An 18,906-nucleotide genomic window follows, 5' to 3' on the forward strand; every position below is an offset into this window, starting at 1 on the left:
CATGACCACTGCACGCGCCAGCATTTCCTATGCATTCGCCAAGCGCCACGGCGTGGTGTTGCTCGGCAGCGACACTGCCGCGCAGATCGGCCTGCGCGAAGGCGGCGATGTGCAGGCCTTGATCGAATTGCGGCGTGCGCTGGGCATGCCGCTGCAGGTGCGCACGCTGGCGCCATCGGTGTTCGACCGGCACGTGTCGGAGATCTACGCCGATGCCGGGCTGGAGCAGGGGGTGCAGGTCGAAGCGCTGGACCTGCATGGCAGTCTGGATTCGTTGATCGACGACATCCCCACCGCCGACCTGCTCGACAGCCAGGACGATGCGCCGATCATCCGCCTGATCAACGGCATCATCGCCGAGGCCGCGCGCCTGGGCGCGTCCGACGTGCATCTGGAATCTTACGAATCGCGCTTGCGGGTGCGCCTGCGCGTGGATGGGGTGATGCGCGAAGCGGCGACGTTGCCCGGGCGCATCGCGCCGCTGCTGGTGTCGCGCGTCAAGGTGATGGCGCGGCTGGATATCGCCGAAAAACGCATCCCGCAGGATGGCCGCGTGTCGCTGGTGATGGGCGCCAAGGCACTGGACGTGCGCGTCTCCACCTTGCCCACGCGCGGCAGCGAGCGGGTGGTGCTGCGTATTCTGGACAAGGAACAGGGCACGCTATCGCTGGCGCAGCTGGGCATGCCGCCGGCGGTGATGCACACCGTGCAGCGCGCCTTGCAGGTGCCCAATGGCATCGTGCTGGTCACCGGCCCTACCGGTTCGGGCAAGACCACCACGCTGTATGCGGCGCTGAGCCTGCTCAACGATGGCTCGCGCAACATCCTCACGGTGGAGGACCCGGTGGAATACGCCATTGACGGCGTCGGCCAGACCCAGGTCAACGCACGCGTGGGCATGACCTTCGCCGCCGGCCTGCGCGCCATCCTGCGGCAGGACCCGGACGTGGTGATGATCGGCGAGATCCGCGACACCGAGACCGCGCAGATCGCGGTGCAGGCCAGCCTCACCGGCCATCTGGTGCTCTCCACCGTGCACACCAACGACGCGGTGGGGGCGGTCACGCGCCTGCGCGACATGGGCATCGAACCGTTCCTGCTGGCATCGAGCCTGCGGTTGATCCTGGCGCAGCGGCTGGTGCGGCGCTTGTGCCCGCACTGCCGCCGCGAGCGTACGATCGATGCGGGTACGCGCCAACTCCTGGATGCGCCTGCCGACGCATTGATCTACACAGCCGTGGGCTGCAGCGTCTGCCATCACAGCGGCTACGCCGGGCGCGTGGGGATCTACGAAGCCATTGCGGTGGACGACGCGATGCGCCGCCTGATCGGCGACAACGCCGACGAAGACGCGCTGGCGGCGGTTGCCTTCGCGCGCGCGCCGCGGCTGGGCGATGCCGCACGCGCCGCCGTGTTGCAAGGCCTGACCACGCTGGAAGAAGCGCTGCGTGTGACCCGTCAGCAGGACGATGCGCATGCCGCAGTTTGATTACACCGTGCTCGATCTGCAGGGGCGCAACCGGTACGGCGTGATCAGCGCCGACAGCGTGCACAGTGCGCGTGCGCAGCTGGAGCAGCGGCAATGGGTGCCAGTGCGCGTGGAAGCGGCCGCAGCGACAGCCGGCACGGCCGTGCGCGCAGCGCGCTTCAGCGGCAAGGACCTGGTGTTGTTCACCCGCCAGCTCTCCACCCTGGTGGAAACCGCGCCACTGGAAGAAGCCCTGCGCACCATCGGCACCCAGTCCGAACGCCGCGGTGTGCGCCGGGTCACCAGCCAGACGCACGCGTTGGTGCTCGAAGGGTTTCGCCTGTCCGATGCGATGGCACGGCAAGGTAACGCATTCCCGCCGCTGTACCGCGCCATGGTGGCCGCCGGCGAAAGCGCGGGCGCCTTGCCGCAGGTAATGGAACGCCTGGCCGATCTGCTGGAACGCCAAGCGCAGGTCCGCAGCAAGTTGCAGTCTGCACTGGTCTATCCCGCCGCACTCGCCCTGACCGCCGGTGCGGTGGTGATCGTGCTGATGACCTTCGTGGTGCCCAAGGTGGTGGACCAGTTCGATTCGATGGGCCGCGCCTTGCCCTGGCTGACGCGTGCGGTGATCGGCGTGTCGCAGTTTCTGCTGCATGCAGGCATCCCGTTACTCCTTGCGCTGGTGGTTGCGGCGGTGGCCACGTTGCACGTGCTCAAACGGCCGGCGCTGCGCCTGGCGGCAGACCGCGCGCTCTTGCGTGCGCCCCTGCTGGGCCGGCTGATCCGCGATCTGCACGCCGCGCGCATGGCACGCACGTTGGCGATCATGGTCAACAGCGGCCTGCCGCTGATGGAGGGCCTGATGATTGCCGCGCGCACCGTGGACAACCGCGCGTTGCGGCTTGCCACCGACAGCATGGTCACCGCGATCCGCGAAGGCGGCAGCCTGGCCGCGGCGATGAAGCGCGCGGGAGTGTTTCCGCCGACGCTGCTGTACATGGCCTCCAGTGGCGAAAACAGCGGGCGCCTGGCGCCGATGCTGGAGCGCGCCGCCGATTATCTGGAACGCGAATTCGAGTCGTTCACCACCGCCGCGATGAGCCTGCTGGAGCCGGCCATCATCGTGCTGCTGGGCGGGGTGGTGGCGGTCATCGTGCTGTCGATCCTGTTGCCCATCCTGCAATTCAACACCCTCGCGCTTGGTTGAGCGCCGCCGTTTCTCCCGGAGACCTCCATGCAGCCCCTTCAATGCCGTGCACGCATCGACGCACTCACCTCGCGCAAACGCGCGCGTGGCTTCACCCTGGTCGAGCTGATGGTGGTCATCGTCATCATCGGCCTGCTCGCCACCGTGGTGATGATCAACGTGATGCCCAGCCAGGATCGCGCGATGGTGGAAAAGGCGCGCGCCGACGTGGCGGTGCTGGAACAGGCGCTGGAAACCTACCGCCTGGATAACCTCAGCTACCCGAGCACCGAACAAGGGCTGCAGGCCTTGCTCAACCCGCCGAGCGGATTGACGCGACCGGAGCGTTATCGACAGGGCGGTTATATCCGCCGGCTACCGGAAGACCCGTGGGGCCACGCCTATCAATACCGCCGCCCGGGCCGCAACGGCGGCTTCGACGTCTACTCGTTTGGCGCCGATGGTGCAGAGGGCGGCGACGCCGACAACGCCGATATCGGCAACTGGCGCTGAGTGCTCACAGTGCCTGCCACTGCACAGCGAGCATCCATGTGCATGCGAATGCACGCGGCGCCAGCGCACGCGCGCGGCTTCACCCTGCTCGAGGTGCTCGCGGTGCTGGTGATCACCGCGCTTGCCAGCACGCTGGTGGTGATGACCTTGCCCGATACGCAGCGCGATCTGCACGATCACGCCGATACGCTGGCCAGCGCGTTGATGCAGGCACGTGATGAGGCGATCATGAGTTTGCGCATGGTAGAGGTCAGTATCGATGCCGGCGGCTACGCGTTCCGTCGCCAGGCGCAGCAGCGCTGGATCGCGTTGGATGAAACGCCGTTCGCAGCCATGCGCTGGCCGAAAGGCATTCAGGCGCAGTTGCCCGCCGGCAGCGAGCGACTGAGCGTGCGCTTCGATCCCACCGGCGCGGCCACGCCGCAACGCATCGCATTGGGGGATGGTCGGCAGCAGATGCAGGTGGTGGTGGATGCCGCCGGTGTGGTGCAGGTCAATGCGCCCTCTCGCTGAGCCACGCGCATCGGGCGGATTCTCGCTGCTCGAACTGATAGTCGCGCTGGCGATCTTCGGCATGGCGGTGGTCGGTCTGTTGAATCTGTCCGGCGAGAGCACCCGCACGGCGGTGGTGCTGGAAGAGCGTGCACTGGCTGCGGTGGTGGCAGAGAACCAAGCGATCGAGGCGATGCTGGCGCCCGCTGCTGCCGTACGCGCACCGGCGAACGGCCAGGCAGTGCTCGGCGATCGCCGCTGGGAGTGGCAACGCCAGTCGATGCCGGCCGGCGCTGCAGGCCTGGTGCGGATCGAGGTGCGCGTGCGCGCCGCAGGCCAGGCGCATGAAGTGGCCAGCTTGAGCGTGCTGCGGAGTGCCGAATGATCCGCAGGCAGCGCACGCGCGGCTTCACCTTGATCGAACTGCTGGTGGCTCTGGCGGTATTCGCGCTGGTAGCCGCAGCGGCGGTGGTGGTGATGCGGCAGAGCATCGATCAGCGCGGTGCCGTGCGCGCGCGCCTCCAACAAATCCGCGATTTCCATCTTGCGCATGGCTTGCTGCGCAGCGACCTGCAACAGGTCGCGGTGCGCCGCACCCGCAACAGCGAGGGCGGTGCCGCCCGCAGCGCATTTGCCGCAAGCGCGCCGGGGACGCAGGGGCCGTTGTTCGGCTTCGTGCGGCGTGGCTGGAGCAACCCGGACCAGTTGCCGCGTGCGTCGCTGCAATACGTGGAATACCGCGTGGTGGATGGGCGGCTGGAGCGCAGCGCACGCCCTGCGCTCGACGGCGCAACCGCCGGCACGCCGCAAGTGCTGTTGCGCGGTGTGCGCTCGGCAGTGGTGGCGTTCCATTACCGCGCGCAGTGGAGCGATGGCTGGAGCGGCGGGCTGGAAGCAGTGCCGGATGCGGTCGCGCTGGAGCTGGAGCTGGACCACTGGGGACGGGTGCGTCAGCTGTTCCTGTTGCCGGAGGGGCGCACATGAGCGCGCTGTGCGTCCCTGCCAGTCAACGGGGCGTGGCCTTGCTCACGGTGTTGCTGCTGGTTGCAGTGATGACCTTGCTGATGGCCGCCGTGCTGGACGATCTGCGCTTTGGCTTGCGCCGTAGCGGCAATGGCGCGGCGATGACGCAGGCGCAGTGGTATGCACTGGGAAGCGAGGCCGTCGCGCGGCAACGGCTGCAGGCCATGGCAAAGCGCGATCCGCTGCGTACCACCCTGGACGGCGGCTGGAACGACCAGCCGATCCGCTTTCCATTGGACGACGGTGCCGTGAGCGTGCGCCTGCGCGACCGCGGCGGCTGCTTCAATCTCAACAGCGTGGTCGTCGGTGCGCCCGAGCAATGGCAGCGCAGCGATGAAGGTGCACGTCAATACCGCGCCTTGCTCGAAGTGCTGGGCATCGCCCCGCAACAGGCGCAGGCGCTGACCGATGCGCTGGTAGACTGGATCGACAGCGACGCGCAGCCCGGCGCGCAAGGTGCCGAAGACGACCGCTATCTGCAGGCGGCCGTGCCGCTGCGCACAGGTGCGACCTTGCTGGCCGGCGTCAGCGAACTGCACGCCATTGTCGGCTACACGCCGCAACTGGTCGCGCAACTGCAGCCGTACGTGTGTGCGCTGCCGGAAGGACGCCTGTCGCCGATCAACGTCAACACGCTGCGTCTGCAAGATGCGCCGGTGCTGGTGGCGCTGACCGAAGGCGCACTGGGCCTGCCGGCCGCACGTCGCGTGATTGCGGCGCGGCCGGCTGGTGGTTGGCGCGATGCGGCAGTGTTCTGGAGCGCACCTGCATTGCTGCAGGTGTCGCTGCCGGATGCGGTGTACCAGCAGATCGAACTGCGCACTGCGTATTTTTCGCTCTTCAGCCAGGTCGACCACGCCGGGGCGCAGGTCATGCTGGAGGCTTTACTGCAGCAGGATCCTGCCGGCCGCGTGCGGTTGGTGGCGCGTCAATGGAGTTCCGACCAATGAGTATCACCCTGGCATTGCTGCCAGCCGATGCAGCTGCGCCGCTCACACGGCTGCACGTGGATGCGCACGGGCACGCGAGGTTGCACGCGGTAGGGAGCGAGCAGCCCGCCGCTGCCAAGCAGACGGTGTTGGTGGTACCCGGCGCGGATGTGCATCTGCGCTGGATGCGCGTGCCCGGGCGCAGCATTGCGCAATCGGTAGCTGCGGCACGCCTGCAACTGGCCGAGCACCTGGCGGTCGACGGAAGGGCTTTGCACGTGGTCATTGCCGACCAGGCAGACAGCGATGGCGAACGCCTGGTGGCGGCCGTGGATGCAGACATCATGCGGCACTGGCTGGAGCGTGCTGCCGCCTTTGGCATCGTGCCCGATCGCGTGGTACCGGACTGCCTGCTGCTGCCCGAGGCAGCGCCCGGTCAGCCGCCCACGCTGGTGGGCTGGGACGGCCGCTGGTTGATGCGCGGCAGGCGCCTGGCCTGCAGTCTGGAACCATCGCTGGCGGCCGTGCTGCTTGCAGCCCTGCCGCAGGCACCGCAATCACCGCAGGAAGACTCGCAGCACGCCATCGCGCACTTCGCCCGACACGCCGCAAGCGCGCCGATCAATCTGCGTCAGCAGGGCTTTGCCGTGCCAACGCCACAACGCGCACGCGGTAGCCGGCGCACGCTGGCCTGGCTGTCCGGGCTACTGCTGGTCTCGCCCGTGCTGCTCATGCTTGCCCAGAACCTGCGTTACGAGATCGGCGCGCAGCGACTGCAGCGAGCCATCGCGCAGCTGCCCGGCGCCACCGACGACAGCGGCAGGCGCGGTGCCTCGACCGCGGCACGAGGTGCGGATCAACCGGGTGCATTCACCGCGCAGCTCGCAGCGCTGTTCGCCGCTGTCGATGCCGTGCCTGGCGCAGCGTTGGATGCGCTTGTCTATCAAGATGGCAGGCCCTTGCGCGTCACGGTGTTGCACAGCGATGCCGCGCAGCTTGAACACATCACCGCTCAGCTCAGCCGTGCCGGCTGGCAACTGCGGCCCGGCACCAGCCAGACCCAGGACGACCGCATGCAGACTCCTCTTGAACTGGAGCCGCCACGATGAGCGCGCTGCAACGCATGCATCCGTGGTGGCAGGCGCGTGCGCCACGCGAGCGCATCATGCTGTCGGTCATGCTGCTTGCGATCGCGGCGTTCATCGCGTGGTATGCGCTGCTGGTGCCGTTGCGCCACTGGCGCCTCAGCGCGCAAGCGCGTTACGACCAGGCCGCAGCGGTGCTGCTCATTGCGCGTGCCTCACAGCGCAGCGCTACAGTGGCCGCAGTCCCGCTTGCGCGTATCGTGCAACGTGCGCAGGAGGCCGACATCCTCATCACCCAGCAACGTCGCGGTCCCACAGGTGCGCTTGAATTGCAGATCGACGCCGTTGCCGGCCCCACCTTGTTCGCCTGGCTGGAGCAGCTGCGCCAGCGCGACGGCGTGACGCCAACCGGGCTGGACATCCGGCGGCACGACGGCCAGCTGCAGGTGCGTTGCCGCCTGACGGGCATCGCACCGTGAGGGTGGTGCGCTGGATGCTGCTGAGCGGTGTGCTGCTGGCGGCAGGCGTGATCGCCACCTTGCCGCTGCGCCTGGTGCTGCCTGTCGACACGCTGCCGTTTGCCGCACTCGAAGCGCAGGGCTCGATCTGGAACGGCAGCTTGCGTGGTGTGACCTGGAATGCGCTGGAGGTGGGCGATGTGGACGTGCACCTGCGCCCGCTGCCCCTGCTGCGCGGCGAGCGCCAGGTGCAGCTGCGCTCGGCCACTGCGGAGCTGGTTGCCGTGCAGGGGGCACGGCACGGCGTGGAGCAGGCCAGCGGGCGCCTGCTGCTGCGTACGCCGGGCGGCGTGCAGCTGCTGGACCTGGCGATCGACCTGCGTGCCGTGCGTGCGGTTTTTGATGCCAGCCGCTGCCTGCAGGCCGGTGGCGACGTCGCCGTGCAGGTGATCCCCAACGACGGCGGCGCGGCCGCCGGCGTGCTGTCCCTGCGGCTGCGCGGCACCCCGCGCTGCGTGGACGATGCCGTGGTGTTGACGCTGACGCCCGACGATGGCCTGCCGGCAGGCGTCCAGCTCGGCGCAGAGCTGCGCCTGCAGCGCGATGGCCAGTGGCAGTGGCGCATCCAGGTCGACCCCGGCAGCGACAGCGCCCTGCAACTGGGGTTGCAACTGCTCGGCTTTACCCGGACCCCGGAACGCTCGCTGGTACGGCTGGATCAGGGGCAGTTGTAGATCACGCGCAGGCTTGGGTCATCCCGCTGCCGACCATGCACTACGCTTTGAATCGCATGGTCAGCACCTGCAGGGCAGGTCGCCCCTGGCGATCTGAAATTGGTCTGATCCGAATGCGGCGATGTACGGCCGCGCCTCGCCCTTCGTCCCGCTCGCCAATCCCGAAACAGGCACCGAAAAGGCAGAGCACGGACCCACCATGCCCTAGCCAGCAGTTCATTGCCCCAGGTGCGGCGGTGCCTGGCCGCCGCCGGCCCGAAACCACTCTACCCGACCAGCCAGGGGCAGGGCTGGTGCGCTGGCGTCGATTGGTACTATATTGGACCTATCGAATTGGGCGGCAGGATTCAAGAATGGCCAAGGCCAAGGCGGATGCCGATAAGCGACTGGACGACCTGCAGCTGGACGCATCCGCGCCGACCCCGCTGTACCTGCAATTGGCCGGCAAGCTCACCGACGCCATCCGTGGCGGCCAGTGGAAGGCCGGCGAGGCGCTGCCGGCCGAGCGCCAGCTGTGCGAACGCCTGCAGATCTCGCGGGTGACCCTGCGCCAGGCGGTGGATGTGCTGGTCGAACAAGGCCTGGTGTCGCGCCGGCAGGGCGCCGGCACCTTCGTCACCACCCAGATCCAGCATCAGCTCAGTGGCCTCACCAGCTTCAGCGAGACGCTGCGCATCAAGGGCTACGAACCCGGCACGCGCTGGCTGGAGCGGCGGCTGCGCCCGGCACACGGCGAAGAAATCCTGCGGCTGGGGTTGTCGCCGGATGCGGCGGTGGCCTCGCTCACGCGCCTGCGCAGCGCCGACGACCGCGTCACGGCCTATGAGCACGCGGTGCTGCCGCAACGCATCGTCGCCGACCCGCAGCAGATCGGCGATTCGCTGTATAGCTACCTGGACGCGCAGGGCACGCCGGTGGTGCGTGCGCTGCAGTATTTCCGCGCGATCAATCTGCCGGCGCGGCTGGCCGAACACCTGCGCATGAAGACCGGCGAGGCGATCCTGCACGTGGTGCGCGTGGGCTATGCCCGCGATGGCAGCGCGATCGAATTGACCGACACCTATTGCCACAACGACTTTTACGATTTCGTCGCCGAACTGCGCCGCTGACGCCGACGGCATCCCCCACGACAACCTCAGAGCCCGCCGATCCATGACTACCGCCAGGCCCGCAAATCCCGTTGTCTCGATCGCCATCGTCGGCGTGATGTTTTTCATCATCGGCTTTTTCACCTGGATCAACGGGCCGCTGATCACCTTCGTGCGGCTGGCGTTCGACCTCAACGAGGTCAACGCGTTTCTGGTGCTGATGGTGTTCTACCTGTCGTACTTCTTCCTGGCCTTGCCCTCGTCGTGGATTCTCAAACGCACCGGCATGAAGAAGGGCCTGGCGCTGAGCCTGGTGGTGATGGCGGTGGGTGCAGCCGGCTTCGGTCAGTTCGCCACGCAGCGCTGGTATCCCGGCGCGTTGGCAGGGCTGTTCGTGATCGGTAGCGGCCTGGCCTTGCTGCAGACCGCGATCAACCCCTACATCAGCATTCTCGGGCCGATCGAAAGCGCCGCGCGCCGCATCGCCCTGATGGGTATCTGCAACAAGATCGCCGGCATCCTGGCACCGATCCTGATCGGCTCGCTGGTGCTGCATGGCATTGGGGATCTGTCCGCGCAGGTGGCCAGCGCCACGCCAGCCGCCAAGGAACAGTTGCTCACCGCGTTTGCGGCAAAGATCCACGCGCCGTATCTGGTGATGTCCGGGGTGCTGCTGGTGCTGGCCATCGGCGTGCTGTTCTCGCCGCTGCCCGAGCTCAAGGCCTCCGAAGCCAATGCCACGCCAGGCGCGACCGGCGTGCAGAAATCCAGCATCTTCCAGTTTCCGCACCTGTGGTTGGGCGTGCTGTGCCTGTTCGTCTACGTGGGTGTGGAAGTGATGGCCGGCGATGCCATCGGCACCTACGGCCACGGCTTCGATCTGCCATTGGACAGCACCAAGCTGTTCACCTCCTACACGCTGGGTGCGATGTTGCTGGGCTACATCGCCGGCCTGGTGCTGATCCCCAACGTCATTTCGCAGGCGCGTTACCTGAGCGTGTCGGCGGTGCTGGGTGTGCTGTTCTCGCTCGGCGCGTTGTTCACCCACGGCTACGTGTCGGTGGGCTTCGTGGCTGCGCTTGGGTTTGCCAACGCGATGATGTGGCCGGCGATCTTTCCGCTGGCCATTCGCGGGCTGGGCCGCTTCACCGAAATCGGCTCGGCACTGCTGGTGATGGGCATTGCCGGCGGCGCGATCATTCCGCAGTTGTTCGCCATTCTCAAGCAGCACTACGACTTCCAGGTCGTGTTCGCTGCGCTGATGGTGCCGTGCTATCTGTACATCCTGTTCTATTCGCTGCGCGGTCACCGCGTGGGCCTGCCGGCCCAGGCCAAGTGAACCAGCCAGCATGATGCGTTCCGACGAACAAGGCACACCCATGCGCAGGCCCACCATCAAAGACGTCGCCGAGCGCGCCAAGGTCTCGTTGAAGACCGTGTCGCGGGTGATCAACAACGAGCCCTCGGTGATGCAGGCCACGCGTGCACGCGTGCTGCGTGCCATTGCCGACCTCGACTACGAACCCGACCCGTCCGCGCGCAACCTGCGCAGCGGCACGCCGTTCGTGATCGGCCTGGTCTACGACAACCCCAACCCGTACCACATCATCGGTATCCAGAACGGCGTGCTGGCCGCCTGCCGAGAAACCGGCTTCGGCCTGCAGATCCATCCCTGCGATTCCACTTCGCCACTGCTGGCCGAAGAACTGGCCGAATGGGTGCAGCGCTCGCGCCTGGCCGGCGTGGTGTTGACCGCGCCGATGTCCGAACGCCCGGAACTGCTCGCCGGCCTGGCCGCGCGTGGCATCAAGAGCGTGCGCATCATCGCCTCCACCGAAGATCCGGGCGATGGCCCGTGCGTCTACATCGACGACCGCGATGCCGCCTATGAAATCACCGAGCATCTGATCCAGCTCGGCCATCAACGCATCGGTTTTCTGTGGGGTGGCCCGCAGCACCGCTCCAGCGGCGAGCGCTATGCCGGCTACGAAGCGGCGTTGAAGGACTACGGCATCGGCCTGGACAAGCATCTGGTGATTCCCGGCGACTACACCTTCGACGATGGCTTCCGCGGTGCGCGTCGGCTGTTGTCGTTGCGCGAGCCGCCCACGGCCATCTTCGGCAGCAACGACGAAATCGCTGCCGGCGTGCTCGCCGCGGCCAAATCCACCGGCATGAACGTGCCGTACCAGCTGTCCATTGCCGGCTTCGAAGACAGCCCGTTTTCGCGCCAGTCGTGGCCGGCATTGACCACCGCCAAGCAGGCCACCGAAGACATCGCGCGGCATGCCGCACGCTTGCTGATCAGCCAGTTGCGCAGCGATGCCTACGACGACCAGCCCGCGCAATTGCAGAACCGCGGCTTCGTACCGCAACTGGTGGTGCGCGGCTCCACCGCGCCGGCGCCTGCATCCACCGGCAAACCCCTCCCCCCCGAATCCGCCTGAGCCACGATGAGCCTTCCCACCGAAACCGACACCTTGATGTTCCGCGAGGCGGCGCAGACCGCCGATGTGGTTGCTGCACAGTTCGCGCGCAACGCCAACACCATCGCCGCGCTTGCGCAGTCGCTGCGCGACAACCCCCCACCGTTCGTGGTGACCTGCGCGCGCGGCAGCTCCGATCATGCCGCCACCTACGCCAAGTATCTGTTCGAAACCCAGCTCGGCATCGTCACCGCGTCTGCGTCGCCGTCGGTGGGCTCGGTGTATGCAGCGCCGCTGCAACTGCGTGGCGCGCTGTACATCGTGATTTCGCAATCGGGCAAGAGCCCGGACCTGTTGCGCAATGCCGAAGCGGCCAAGGCCGCCGGCGCGCGCGTGGTCGCCCTGGTCAACGTGGAAGATTCGCCGCTGGCGCAGCTGGCCGATGTGGTGATTCCGCTCGGCGCGGGTCCGGAAAAAAGCGTGGCCGCTACCAAGAGCTATCTCGCCTCGCTGGCCGCGGTGCTGCAGCTGGGTGCCGTGTGGAAGAACGACCCGGCCCTGCTCGCGGCAGTGGATGCGTTGCCGCAGCAACTGCGCAGTTCCTGGCAGGCCGATTGGTCGGCACTGACCACCGGTTTGACGCCCGCGCATAACCTGTTCGTGCTCGGCCGTGGCCTGGGCCTGGGCGCGGCGCAGGAAGCGGCCCTGAAGTTCAAGGAAACCTGCGGCCTGCATGCCGAAGCCTACAGCTCGGCCGAGGTCAAGCACGGGCCGATGGCATTGGTTGGCCCGGGCTTTCCGGTGCTGGTGTTCGCGCAGCCGGATGAAACCGGCGCCGGCACCCGCGCGCTGGCCGAAGAATTCCGCGCACGCGGTGCGCAGGTGTGGCTGGCGGCGCCCGATGGCGATCTGCCGCTGGCCGACGCCGCGCATCCTGTCTGCGCACCGCTGCTCACCGTGCAGAGCTTCTATCGCGCGATCAATGCGCTGGCGCTGCAGCGCGGCCATAATCCCGATCTGCCGCCGCACTTGAACAAGGTTACGGAAACCGTTTGAACATGGATGCTTCCCGCACTCAGGCATTGTGCAACGCACGCGTACTCACCGACGACGGCCTGCAGGATGGCCTGGCCGTATTGCTGGACGGTGCGCAGATCCAGGCGATCGTGCCGGCTGATGATGCACGCGTGGCGCAGGCGCACACGCGCGTGGATCTGGGCGGCGCCACCCTGCTGCCGGGCTTCATCGACATCCAGGTCAACGGCGGCGGCGGGGTGTTGTTCAACAACGCACGCGACCCGCAGGCATTGGCCACGATCGCCGCGGCGCATCGCCGCTTTGGCACCACTGGCATGCTGCCCACGTTGATCAGCGACACTGCCGAGGTGATGGCCGAAGCGATCGATGCAACGCGTCAAGCCATCGCTCAAGGCGTGCCTGGTGTGCTCGGCATCCATCTGGAAGGCCCGTACCTCAGCCCCGCGCGCAAGGGCACGCACGACGCGCACAAGTTCCGCGTGCCGGATGCGCACGAGATTGCGGTCGACACCTCGCTGGACAATGGCGTCACCCTGATCACGCTCGCGCCCGAGCGCGTGCCGCTGGACGATATCCGTGCCTTCGTTGCCGGCGGCGCGATCGTGTTCGCCGGCCACACCGCGGCGACCTACGAGCAGGCACGCGACGGGATTGCGGCCGGCGTCAGTGGTTTTACGCATGTGTACAACGCGATGTCGCAACTGGCCGGGCGCGAGCCCAACGCAGTCGGCGCGGCGCTGGAAGACCCCAATGTGTGGTGCGGCGTCATCGTCGATGGCGTGCACGTGCATCCGGCCAGCCTGCGCGTGGCGCTGGCGGCCAAGCCGCGCGGCAAGTTGCTGCTGGTCACCGACGCCATGCCGATGGTCGGCAGCGACAGCCCCAGCTTCGACCTGTATGGCGAAACCATCACTGCGGTGGACGGCGTGGTGCGCAACGCCGATGGCGCACTCGCCGGCTCCGCCTTGGACATGGCCACCGCCGTGCGCAACAGCGTGCAATGGCTGGGCGTGGACCTGGCCGAGGCCGCACGCATGGCATCCACCTATCCCGCGCAATGCATCGGCCTGGGCGACCGCCTGGGACGCATCGCGCCGGGCTACCAGGCCGACCTGGTGCTGGTGGACGCAGAGGTACAGGTGCTCGGCACCTGGGTCGCCGGGCAGCGCGACTGACCGCTGCAAGCAGGCCGCTGCGCCCACACATTGTGGGTGTAGCCGTCGATGACAGTGAGGCCCGACGCCGGTTGCTGGCCGTGGGCAGGCCCTGCATCCGGCATGGGATGTAGCGAGAGGTACCCGGCATCGATGTGGAGATCCATCTCCCGTCATCCGGGCCAGCGACGCCCAACGGTTCAGAGGCAAGGCAGAGCTGTCCGAAGCCCTGCAGTGCCTGCCCATCGACCACGCACGTGCGAAGGCTTAACCGCTGCGCCGGGACGCGCGGTGCCTGGCTTCGATCGTGTTCGAAATCGCTGCTAAAGTCGAAGCAATCTCGTGACATGGATGCACTCGATGAAAGACACATGGATATGCTGGTGGCTGTTGTTCTGCCTGCTGTGCTGCGGGCGCGCTGCTGCAGCCCCAGCCAATTGGCAGCTGTTTGCCGGTGGCGCGGATTACCACCTGGATGCAGCACACGGCGACGTGCAGACCGCCGAGGGAGCGCAGCTGCGTCTGACGGCCAGCGCCAACCGCACTGCCGCGTTTGGTGCGGCGGCCATACAGTTGGACGCGATACCGCTGCGCGGTCAGTCGTTAGCTCTGGACGGCCTTCTGCGCACCTCCCGAGCCGTACAGGGGGCGAACCTGTGGATGCGCGCAGTCGATGCGCAGGGCAAGGTCCTGGCATTTGAAACGTCGCAGGCTGAGCCGGTGAGTGGCAGTACCCAGGAAAGCCGCAGTATCGCAATGCAGATTCCCCTGCAAGCCCATCGCCTGGCAGTTGGCATGGTGCTGCGTGGGGATGGTGCGCTGGAGATTACCGGCCTGCGGCTGCTGGTGCGTGCCACCGTTGATGCTGCATCGGCAACCGAGATCTTCGATGTCGCCATCCCGGCCATGCGCGATCATGCATTGCAGCGCACACGAATCGACTGGGCCTACCGTGAGCCACAGTTACGCGCACAGGCCGCCCGCATGCATGAAGCCGACGCATACGCCGCCATCGACGCGCTGATCGCCGAGCTCGATGATGGCCACAGCGTCCTGATACGTCCCACGGCGCGCCGCCAGATGGAGGCGCGCGCCGCCAAGCAACCCGCAGTGCAGGCGCGTCTGCTGCAGCCTGGGGTGGGCTATGTCGAACTTGTTGGGTTGGCAACCTCGTCCGGGGACGGCGCCTATCAACGATCGCTCAGCGCCGCGCTTGATGGCATGGCATCGCAAGCGCGCTGCGGATGGATCATCGATCTGCGACAGAACACTGGCGGCACGATGTGGCCGATGTTGAATGGGCTGGGAGTGTTACTGGGTGACCAGGTGCTTGGTTACTTCGTCGATGTGGCGGGCAAGCAGACGCCCTGGCGTGCGAGGCCCGTGCCGCCAGCCAACGGCAAGGGGGCGTCGCAAACCGGGCGTCCGGTGGCGGTGTTGATCGGGCCACGCACGGCCAGCGCAGGCGAAATGGTCGCCATCGCGTTCCGTGGTCGCCCGGCGACGCGTAGCTTTGGTCAGCCAAGTGCAGGTCAAACGACTGGAAACAGCTCCATCGATCTGCCTGGTGGCGGCGTTCTCGCCATTGCCAGCAGGATTACGCAGGATCGCAGTGCGCAGCGTCTTGATGGCCCCGTACAGCCGGATGAGATGCTTGATCCGCAGGTCGATGCCGTCAACGCGGCCGTGCAGTGGCTGCGGGCGCAGCAGTGCAACCAGCCACGGTGACGTATGCAGGCGAAGTGCAGGCGTCGACCGAACAGGCAATGCGCGCTGCACTGATGGGTAGGCAACTTGCGCGCAACTGCACACGCATCCACAGCAGGTAAACCAACGTTGCCGACGCAACAGCGACGTGCATTCCTCGATCGTCATGGGCACGCGGTGTGGCCCTTGGCGCTGGGCATTGCCACGCGGCATCGGCGCAATGCCTCGTTGCCACTGAGCCTGCACCGCATGCAATCGATGCAATGCATCGCCGCAGCGCGACACCGTGCCTTGCAGCATCGCGTTGCAGTGCGCAGCGTGTTGCAGGCTTGCAGAAAAGAATGCGATCGGCATCACGCCGTCATTCCGTTATCGGCAGCGTATGCAGTGCATTCCGCACAAATACGGATGCGATCGGCAGCAGGTTGACAGTGCCAGGTGCGGCAGGCACCTTCGCTGATAACGTTCTCAGCGAACAGGAGCTCGCTCCCTCAATGACGACGTGCCGCCCGATCGCTGATCGGTTTGGCATCCGACGTGCACTCGCTCAGCAGTGCAGGTCCCTGCTCGCGATCCGGTACAGGGTGCGGATCGCAGCGTGCCGCGCATCGCGCGTGCTTGTGCAACCGCCAAGGTTGCGACCTGACGAATCCGCCATGAGGTCATCGCAATGCTGTTTCCCCGTTTGTCGCTGTTGTTTGCCGATGCAAGACACCCACCCCGCGCGCAGCCGACCGAGGCGCACCAGAACTGCTTGTCCGCACCGCGCGGTGGATACCCGCCTGGCAGCGCGACCACGGTGCAAGCCGCAGCGGCAGGACGGGGTGGCACGCCGTCCTGCACTGCGGCGCTCAGGTGTCGGCCGCAACATGCCGCGCTGGGAACCGCAGTCCGCGCCTTGTTGATCGGAGGTGCGGCGGCGAGCTCGGCCATGGCGCTGCCCGCGTCGGCGCAGCCGCAGAGCGCACCGGCCCCCGTACCACCACAGCCCGCATCCGCGGCGACGCAAGACCCGGCGCCAGCGACGCCATCGGTCTCCACCCTGGATGAAATCAAGGTGGTGGGCTATCAGGCCAGCCTGGGCAAGGCGCTCAACGTCAAGCGCAATGCCGACGCGATCGTGGATGCGATCAGCGCCGAGGATATCGGCAAGTTCCCCGATACCAATGTGGCCGAATCGTTGTCGCGCCTGTCCGGCATCACCGTGGATCGCCAGTTCGGCGAAGGCGAAAAGGTCAGCATCCTGGGTACCGATCCGGCGCTCAACCGCGTGCTGCTCAACGGGCAGACCATCGCGTCGACCAGTTGGGGCGGCGACCCCAACGACCCGGATAGCCGCTCGTTCAACTACAGCACGCTGGCGCCGGAAGTGGTGGGGCTGATGGAGGTCTACAAGACGCCGGAAGCGCGCATCGACGAAGGCTCCATCGGCGGCACGGTGATCGTGCACACGCGCAAGCCGCTGGACCTGGAGCGCAATACGCTGACCGGCACGGTGAGCTACGGCTACAACGACCGTTCCGAGGAGGGCAAACCCAACGCATCGGCGCTGTACAGCTGGAAGAACCAGGACGAGACACTTGGCGTGCTCACCTCGTTGATGCATTCGCAGCGTGTCCTGCGCCGCGACGGTGTGGAGATCTTCGGCTATGACGATGTCGCCGGTGCCGGGTTTCCGCCGGGTGTGGTCGGCAACAACACCGGCGTGTTCCCCACCTCGATCAATACCGCGCTGTTCCAGCAGACCCGCAAGCGCGACGGCGTCAGTGCGGCGCTGCAATGGAAGCCCGATGCCGACTTCGAGCTCAATCTGACCGGTTTGTACGTCAAGGAAAGCTTCGACAACTACAACCAGAGCCGCTATGGCTACTGGGGCTCCAACCCTGGCGATGCGCAGGCACTGGGCTTCGAAAATGGCGTGGCCACCTCCGGGACGTTCGGCGATCAATCCACCACGTTCCTGGATGGCTACCTGCGCAACAGCGATGTCACCACCGGCAGCATCCACCTGCGTGCAGACTGGCATGGCGATGGCTGGAATGCATCGAGCCAGGTCGGCTACACCAGCTCACAAGGCGGTGCCGAGCGCATCTACGGCATCCAGTTCCGTAACCTGGCCGGCTACAGCTACAACATCGACGGGCGCCGCACCGCGATGGACTACAGCACCGACCCCACCAACGCAGCGGCGATGCAGCTCAACAACGCCTCGGCCAGCCATAGCCCGCAGTACGACAAGGAGCGTTACCTGCAGCTGGACTTCGACCATGCGGTGGAGTGGGGGCCGTTCACCCAGATCCTCACCGGCATCAAGCTGACCAACCACGCCACCGGGCAATCGTCCTACAGCCGCACCTGGGCACCGAACGATGGCAGCACGCTGGCCGATTTCTCGCCGGGCATCACGCCATCGAGCTACCTGGACGGCCTGTCCACCAGCGCCGACATGCAGCGCTGGTCCACCATTGATCGCGGCGCCATCAGCCAGTACATCAGCGGCCTGGAAGGCGACGACGGGTTGCCGATCAGCTACGCCGGCAACTACAGCATCGAAGAACAGAACCGCGCCTGGTTCCTGCAGGGCAACTTCTCCGGCGCGCGCTATCGCGGCAATATCGGCGTGCGCTACGTGCATACGCGCGACTCCACCGATGGTTTCAGCTACGCACCGGGCGGCAGCTACACACCGGTCAACTTTCTCAGCAGCTACGGCAAATGGTTGCCGTCCTTCAACATCGCCTACGACCTGCGCGACGATCTGCTGCTGCGCTTTGCCGCCTCCAAGGTCATTGCGCGGCCGCGCTATACCAACATGACTCCGTATGTTGCCACCGACGACACCACGCTGACGGCGTCCACCGGCAATCCCGGCCTGAGCCCGTACGAATCGACCAATCTGGGCGCTTCGGTCGAGTGGTACTTCTCCGACAGCAGCCTGCTCAGTGGCGAATTCTTCTCGCGCGATATCTCCAACTACATCCTGACCACGGTGCAGGACCGGGTGTTCTTCAACAACGCCACCGGTGGGTCGAGCACGTACCAGACCTCGGTGCCGACCAATGCCGGCGATGCCAAGGTGCAGGGCGTGGCGCTCAACCTGCAGCACAACTTCGGCAACGGCTTCGGTGTGGTGGCCAACTACACGTACTCCGATTCCAACACCGATGGCGATTACAGCCTGCCGTACAACTCGCGCAACGCCTACAACATCAGCCCGTATTACGAGCAGGGCAAATGGAGCGCGCGGGTCAACCTGGGCTGGCGTTCGGAATACTTCACCCAGATCGGCCGGCTCAACGGCCAGCAGATGACCGATGCGTTTACCCAGGTGGATGCCTCGTTCGGTTACCAGGCCACCGAGCGGCTACGCGTGGCGCTGGAGGCCACCAACCTGCTGGATGAAACCTACTACAGCTATATCGGCAACAAGAACCAGCCGTACTACATCTACAAGAACGGCCGCTCGTTCATGCTGAGCCTGAATTTCAAGATGTGATGGAGACGGGGCGGCTGCACGTAGCAGTCGCTCCAGCATCGGTGCCGCACAGAGCGCAGGTCACGGCCGGCTCATCGCGTGATCAAAAGCCAGTGACACACCAGCG

17 protein-coding genes are annotated in these 18,906 nt (G+C 66.4%); all 17 read left to right on the plus strand.

Features of this window, described 5'->3' with window-relative positions; all coding sequences use genetic code 11:
- The first annotated feature begins 1 nt into the window (after position 1).
- The 17 genes from gspE (at position 2) to RZV17_RS03705 (ending at position 18,800) form a co-directional block, all read left to right on the plus strand.
- On the plus strand, positions 2-1,489 hold the full coding sequence (gspE, locus tag RZV17_RS03625; RefSeq protein ID WP_355607302.1) for a type II secretion system ATPase GspE: 1,488 nt from the start codon (positions 2-4) through the stop codon (positions 1,487-1,489).
- Positions 1,476-2,678, plus strand: a complete 1,203-nt coding sequence (gene gspF / locus RZV17_RS03630) for a type II secretion system inner membrane protein GspF (protein WP_355607305.1) — start codon at positions 1,476-1,478, stop codon at positions 2,676-2,678. Before gspE ends, gspF begins: the two co-directional genes overlap by 14 nt.
- Positions 2,679-2,705: 27 nt before the next feature.
- Entirely contained in the window at positions 2,706-3,170 is a 465-nt protein-coding gene (gspG, locus tag RZV17_RS03635) for a type II secretion system major pseudopilin GspG (RefSeq protein ID WP_039414061.1), read from the plus strand.
- 42 nt (positions 3,171-3,212) lie between these two features.
- A complete protein-coding gene (locus tag RZV17_RS03640; RefSeq protein ID WP_355607308.1) occupies positions 3,213-3,683 on the plus strand; it encodes a GspH/FimT family pseudopilin in 471 nt (156 codons plus the stop codon).
- Entirely contained in the window at positions 3,667-4,047 is a 381-nt protein-coding gene (gene gspI, locus RZV17_RS03645) for a type II secretion system minor pseudopilin GspI (protein WP_228334850.1), read from the plus strand. The genes RZV17_RS03640 and gspI overlap by 17 nt, the downstream gene beginning before the upstream one ends.
- Positions 4,044-4,646, plus strand: coding sequence for a type II secretion system minor pseudopilin GspJ (gene gspJ, locus RZV17_RS03650; RefSeq protein WP_228334851.1), 603 nt, complete (start codon positions 4,044-4,046; stop codon positions 4,644-4,646). The genes gspI and gspJ overlap by 4 nt, the downstream gene beginning before the upstream one ends.
- Positions 4,643-5,635 carry a type II secretion system minor pseudopilin GspK gene (gene gspK, locus RZV17_RS03655; RefSeq protein ID WP_355607312.1) on the plus strand — a complete coding sequence of 331 codons (993 nt, stop codon included), beginning with the start codon at positions 4,643-4,645 and terminating at the stop codon, positions 5,633-5,635. Before gspJ ends, gspK begins: the two co-directional genes overlap by 4 nt.
- Positions 5,632-6,723, plus strand: a complete 1,092-nt coding sequence (gspL, locus tag RZV17_RS03660) for a type II secretion system protein GspL (protein ID WP_355607315.1) — start codon at positions 5,632-5,634, stop codon at positions 6,721-6,723. The genes gspK and gspL overlap by 4 nt, the downstream gene beginning before the upstream one ends.
- Positions 6,720-7,178, plus strand: coding sequence for a type II secretion system protein GspM (gene gspM / locus RZV17_RS03665; RefSeq protein WP_355607318.1), 459 nt, complete (start codon positions 6,720-6,722; stop codon positions 7,176-7,178). The genes gspL and gspM overlap by 4 nt, the downstream gene beginning before the upstream one ends.
- 14 nt (positions 7,179-7,192) lie before the next feature.
- On the plus strand, positions 7,193-7,891 hold the full coding sequence (gspN, locus tag RZV17_RS03670) for a type II secretion system protein N (protein ID WP_184440100.1): 699 nt from the start codon (positions 7,193-7,195) through the stop codon (positions 7,889-7,891).
- A 386-nt stretch (positions 7,892-8,277) separates the two neighbouring features.
- Positions 8,278-9,000: a GntR family transcriptional regulator gene (locus tag RZV17_RS03675; RefSeq protein ID WP_355609163.1), complete on the plus strand. Its 723-nt coding sequence runs from the start codon at positions 8,278-8,280 to the stop codon at positions 8,998-9,000.
- 43 nt (positions 9,001-9,043) lie between these two features.
- Positions 9,044-10,318, plus strand: a complete 1,275-nt coding sequence (locus RZV17_RS03680) for a sugar MFS transporter (protein WP_355607321.1) — start codon at positions 9,044-9,046, stop codon at positions 10,316-10,318.
- Between the two features lie 40 nt (positions 10,319-10,358).
- Positions 10,359-11,426, plus strand: a complete 1,068-nt coding sequence (locus RZV17_RS03685) for a LacI family DNA-binding transcriptional regulator (RefSeq protein ID WP_166743860.1) — start codon at positions 10,359-10,361, stop codon at positions 11,424-11,426.
- 6 nt (positions 11,427-11,432) lie between these two features.
- Positions 11,433-12,461, plus strand: a complete 1,029-nt coding sequence (locus RZV17_RS03690) for an SIS domain-containing protein (RefSeq protein WP_355607325.1) — start codon at positions 11,433-11,435, stop codon at positions 12,459-12,461.
- A gap of 2 nt (positions 12,462-12,463) precedes the next feature.
- Positions 12,464-13,618: an N-acetylglucosamine-6-phosphate deacetylase gene (gene nagA / locus RZV17_RS03695; RefSeq protein WP_355607328.1), complete on the plus strand. Its 1,155-nt coding sequence runs from the start codon at positions 12,464-12,466 to the stop codon at positions 13,616-13,618.
- A gap of 339 nt (positions 13,619-13,957) precedes the next feature.
- A complete protein-coding gene (locus tag RZV17_RS03700) occupies positions 13,958-15,325 on the plus strand; it encodes a S41 family peptidase (RefSeq protein WP_355607331.1) in 1,368 nt (455 codons plus the stop codon).
- Positions 15,326-16,235: 910 nt separating this feature from the next.
- Complete coding sequence (locus tag RZV17_RS03705; RefSeq protein ID WP_355607334.1) at positions 16,236-18,800, plus strand: TonB-dependent receptor; 2,565 nt, start codon at positions 16,236-16,238, stop codon at positions 18,798-18,800.
- Positions 18,801-18,906: the final 106 nt, after the last annotated feature.

The organism is Xanthomonas cannabis (genome assembly GCF_040616535.1).
GTDB lineage: Bacteria > Pseudomonadota > Gammaproteobacteria > Xanthomonadales > Xanthomonadaceae > Xanthomonas > Xanthomonas cannabis.

What these genes read in the sequence shown, in the direction of transcription:
- gspF (WP_355607305.1), top strand. Translation starts at nt 1,476, where the DNA reads ATGCCGCAGTTTGATTACACCGTGCTCGATCTGCAGGGGCGCAACCGG.
- gspG (WP_039414061.1), top strand. Translation starts at nt 2,706, where the DNA reads ATGCAGCCCCTTCAATGCCGTGCACGCATCGACGCACTCACCTCGCGC.
- RZV17_RS03700 (WP_355607331.1), top strand. Translation starts at nt 13,958, where the DNA reads ATGAAAGACACATGGATATGCTGGTGGCTGTTGTTCTGCCTGCTGTGC.
- gspN (WP_184440100.1), top strand. Translation starts at nt 7,193, where the DNA reads ATGCTGCTGAGCGGTGTGCTGCTGGCGGCAGGCGTGATCGCCACCTTG.
- RZV17_RS03640 (WP_355607308.1), top strand. Translation starts at nt 3,213, where the DNA reads ATGCGAATGCACGCGGCGCCAGCGCACGCGCGCGGCTTCACCCTGCTC.
- gspJ (WP_228334851.1), top strand. Translation starts at nt 4,044, where the DNA reads ATGATCCGCAGGCAGCGCACGCGCGGCTTCACCTTGATCGAACTGCTG.
- nagA (WP_355607328.1), top strand. Translation starts at nt 12,464, where the DNA reads ATGGATGCTTCCCGCACTCAGGCATTGTGCAACGCACGCGTACTCACC.
- gspE (WP_355607302.1), top strand. Translation starts at nt 2, where the DNA reads ATGACCACTGCACGCGCCAGCATTTCCTATGCATTCGCCAAGCGCCAC.
- RZV17_RS03705 (WP_355607334.1), top strand. Translation starts at nt 16,236, where the DNA reads ATGGCGCTGCCCGCGTCGGCGCAGCCGCAGAGCGCACCGGCCCCCGTA.
- gspM (WP_355607318.1), top strand. Translation starts at nt 6,720, where the DNA reads ATGAGCGCGCTGCAACGCATGCATCCGTGGTGGCAGGCGCGTGCGCCA.
- gspI (WP_228334850.1), top strand. Translation starts at nt 3,667, where the DNA reads ATGCGCCCTCTCGCTGAGCCACGCGCATCGGGCGGATTCTCGCTGCTC.
- gspK (WP_355607312.1), top strand. Translation starts at nt 4,643, where the DNA reads ATGAGCGCGCTGTGCGTCCCTGCCAGTCAACGGGGCGTGGCCTTGCTC.
- gspL (WP_355607315.1), top strand. Translation starts at nt 5,632, where the DNA reads ATGAGTATCACCCTGGCATTGCTGCCAGCCGATGCAGCTGCGCCGCTC.
- RZV17_RS03685 (WP_166743860.1), top strand. Translation starts at nt 10,359, where the DNA reads ATGCGCAGGCCCACCATCAAAGACGTCGCCGAGCGCGCCAAGGTCTCG.
- RZV17_RS03680 (WP_355607321.1), top strand. Translation starts at nt 9,044, where the DNA reads ATGACTACCGCCAGGCCCGCAAATCCCGTTGTCTCGATCGCCATCGTC.
- RZV17_RS03690 (WP_355607325.1), top strand. Translation starts at nt 11,433, where the DNA reads ATGAGCCTTCCCACCGAAACCGACACCTTGATGTTCCGCGAGGCGGCG.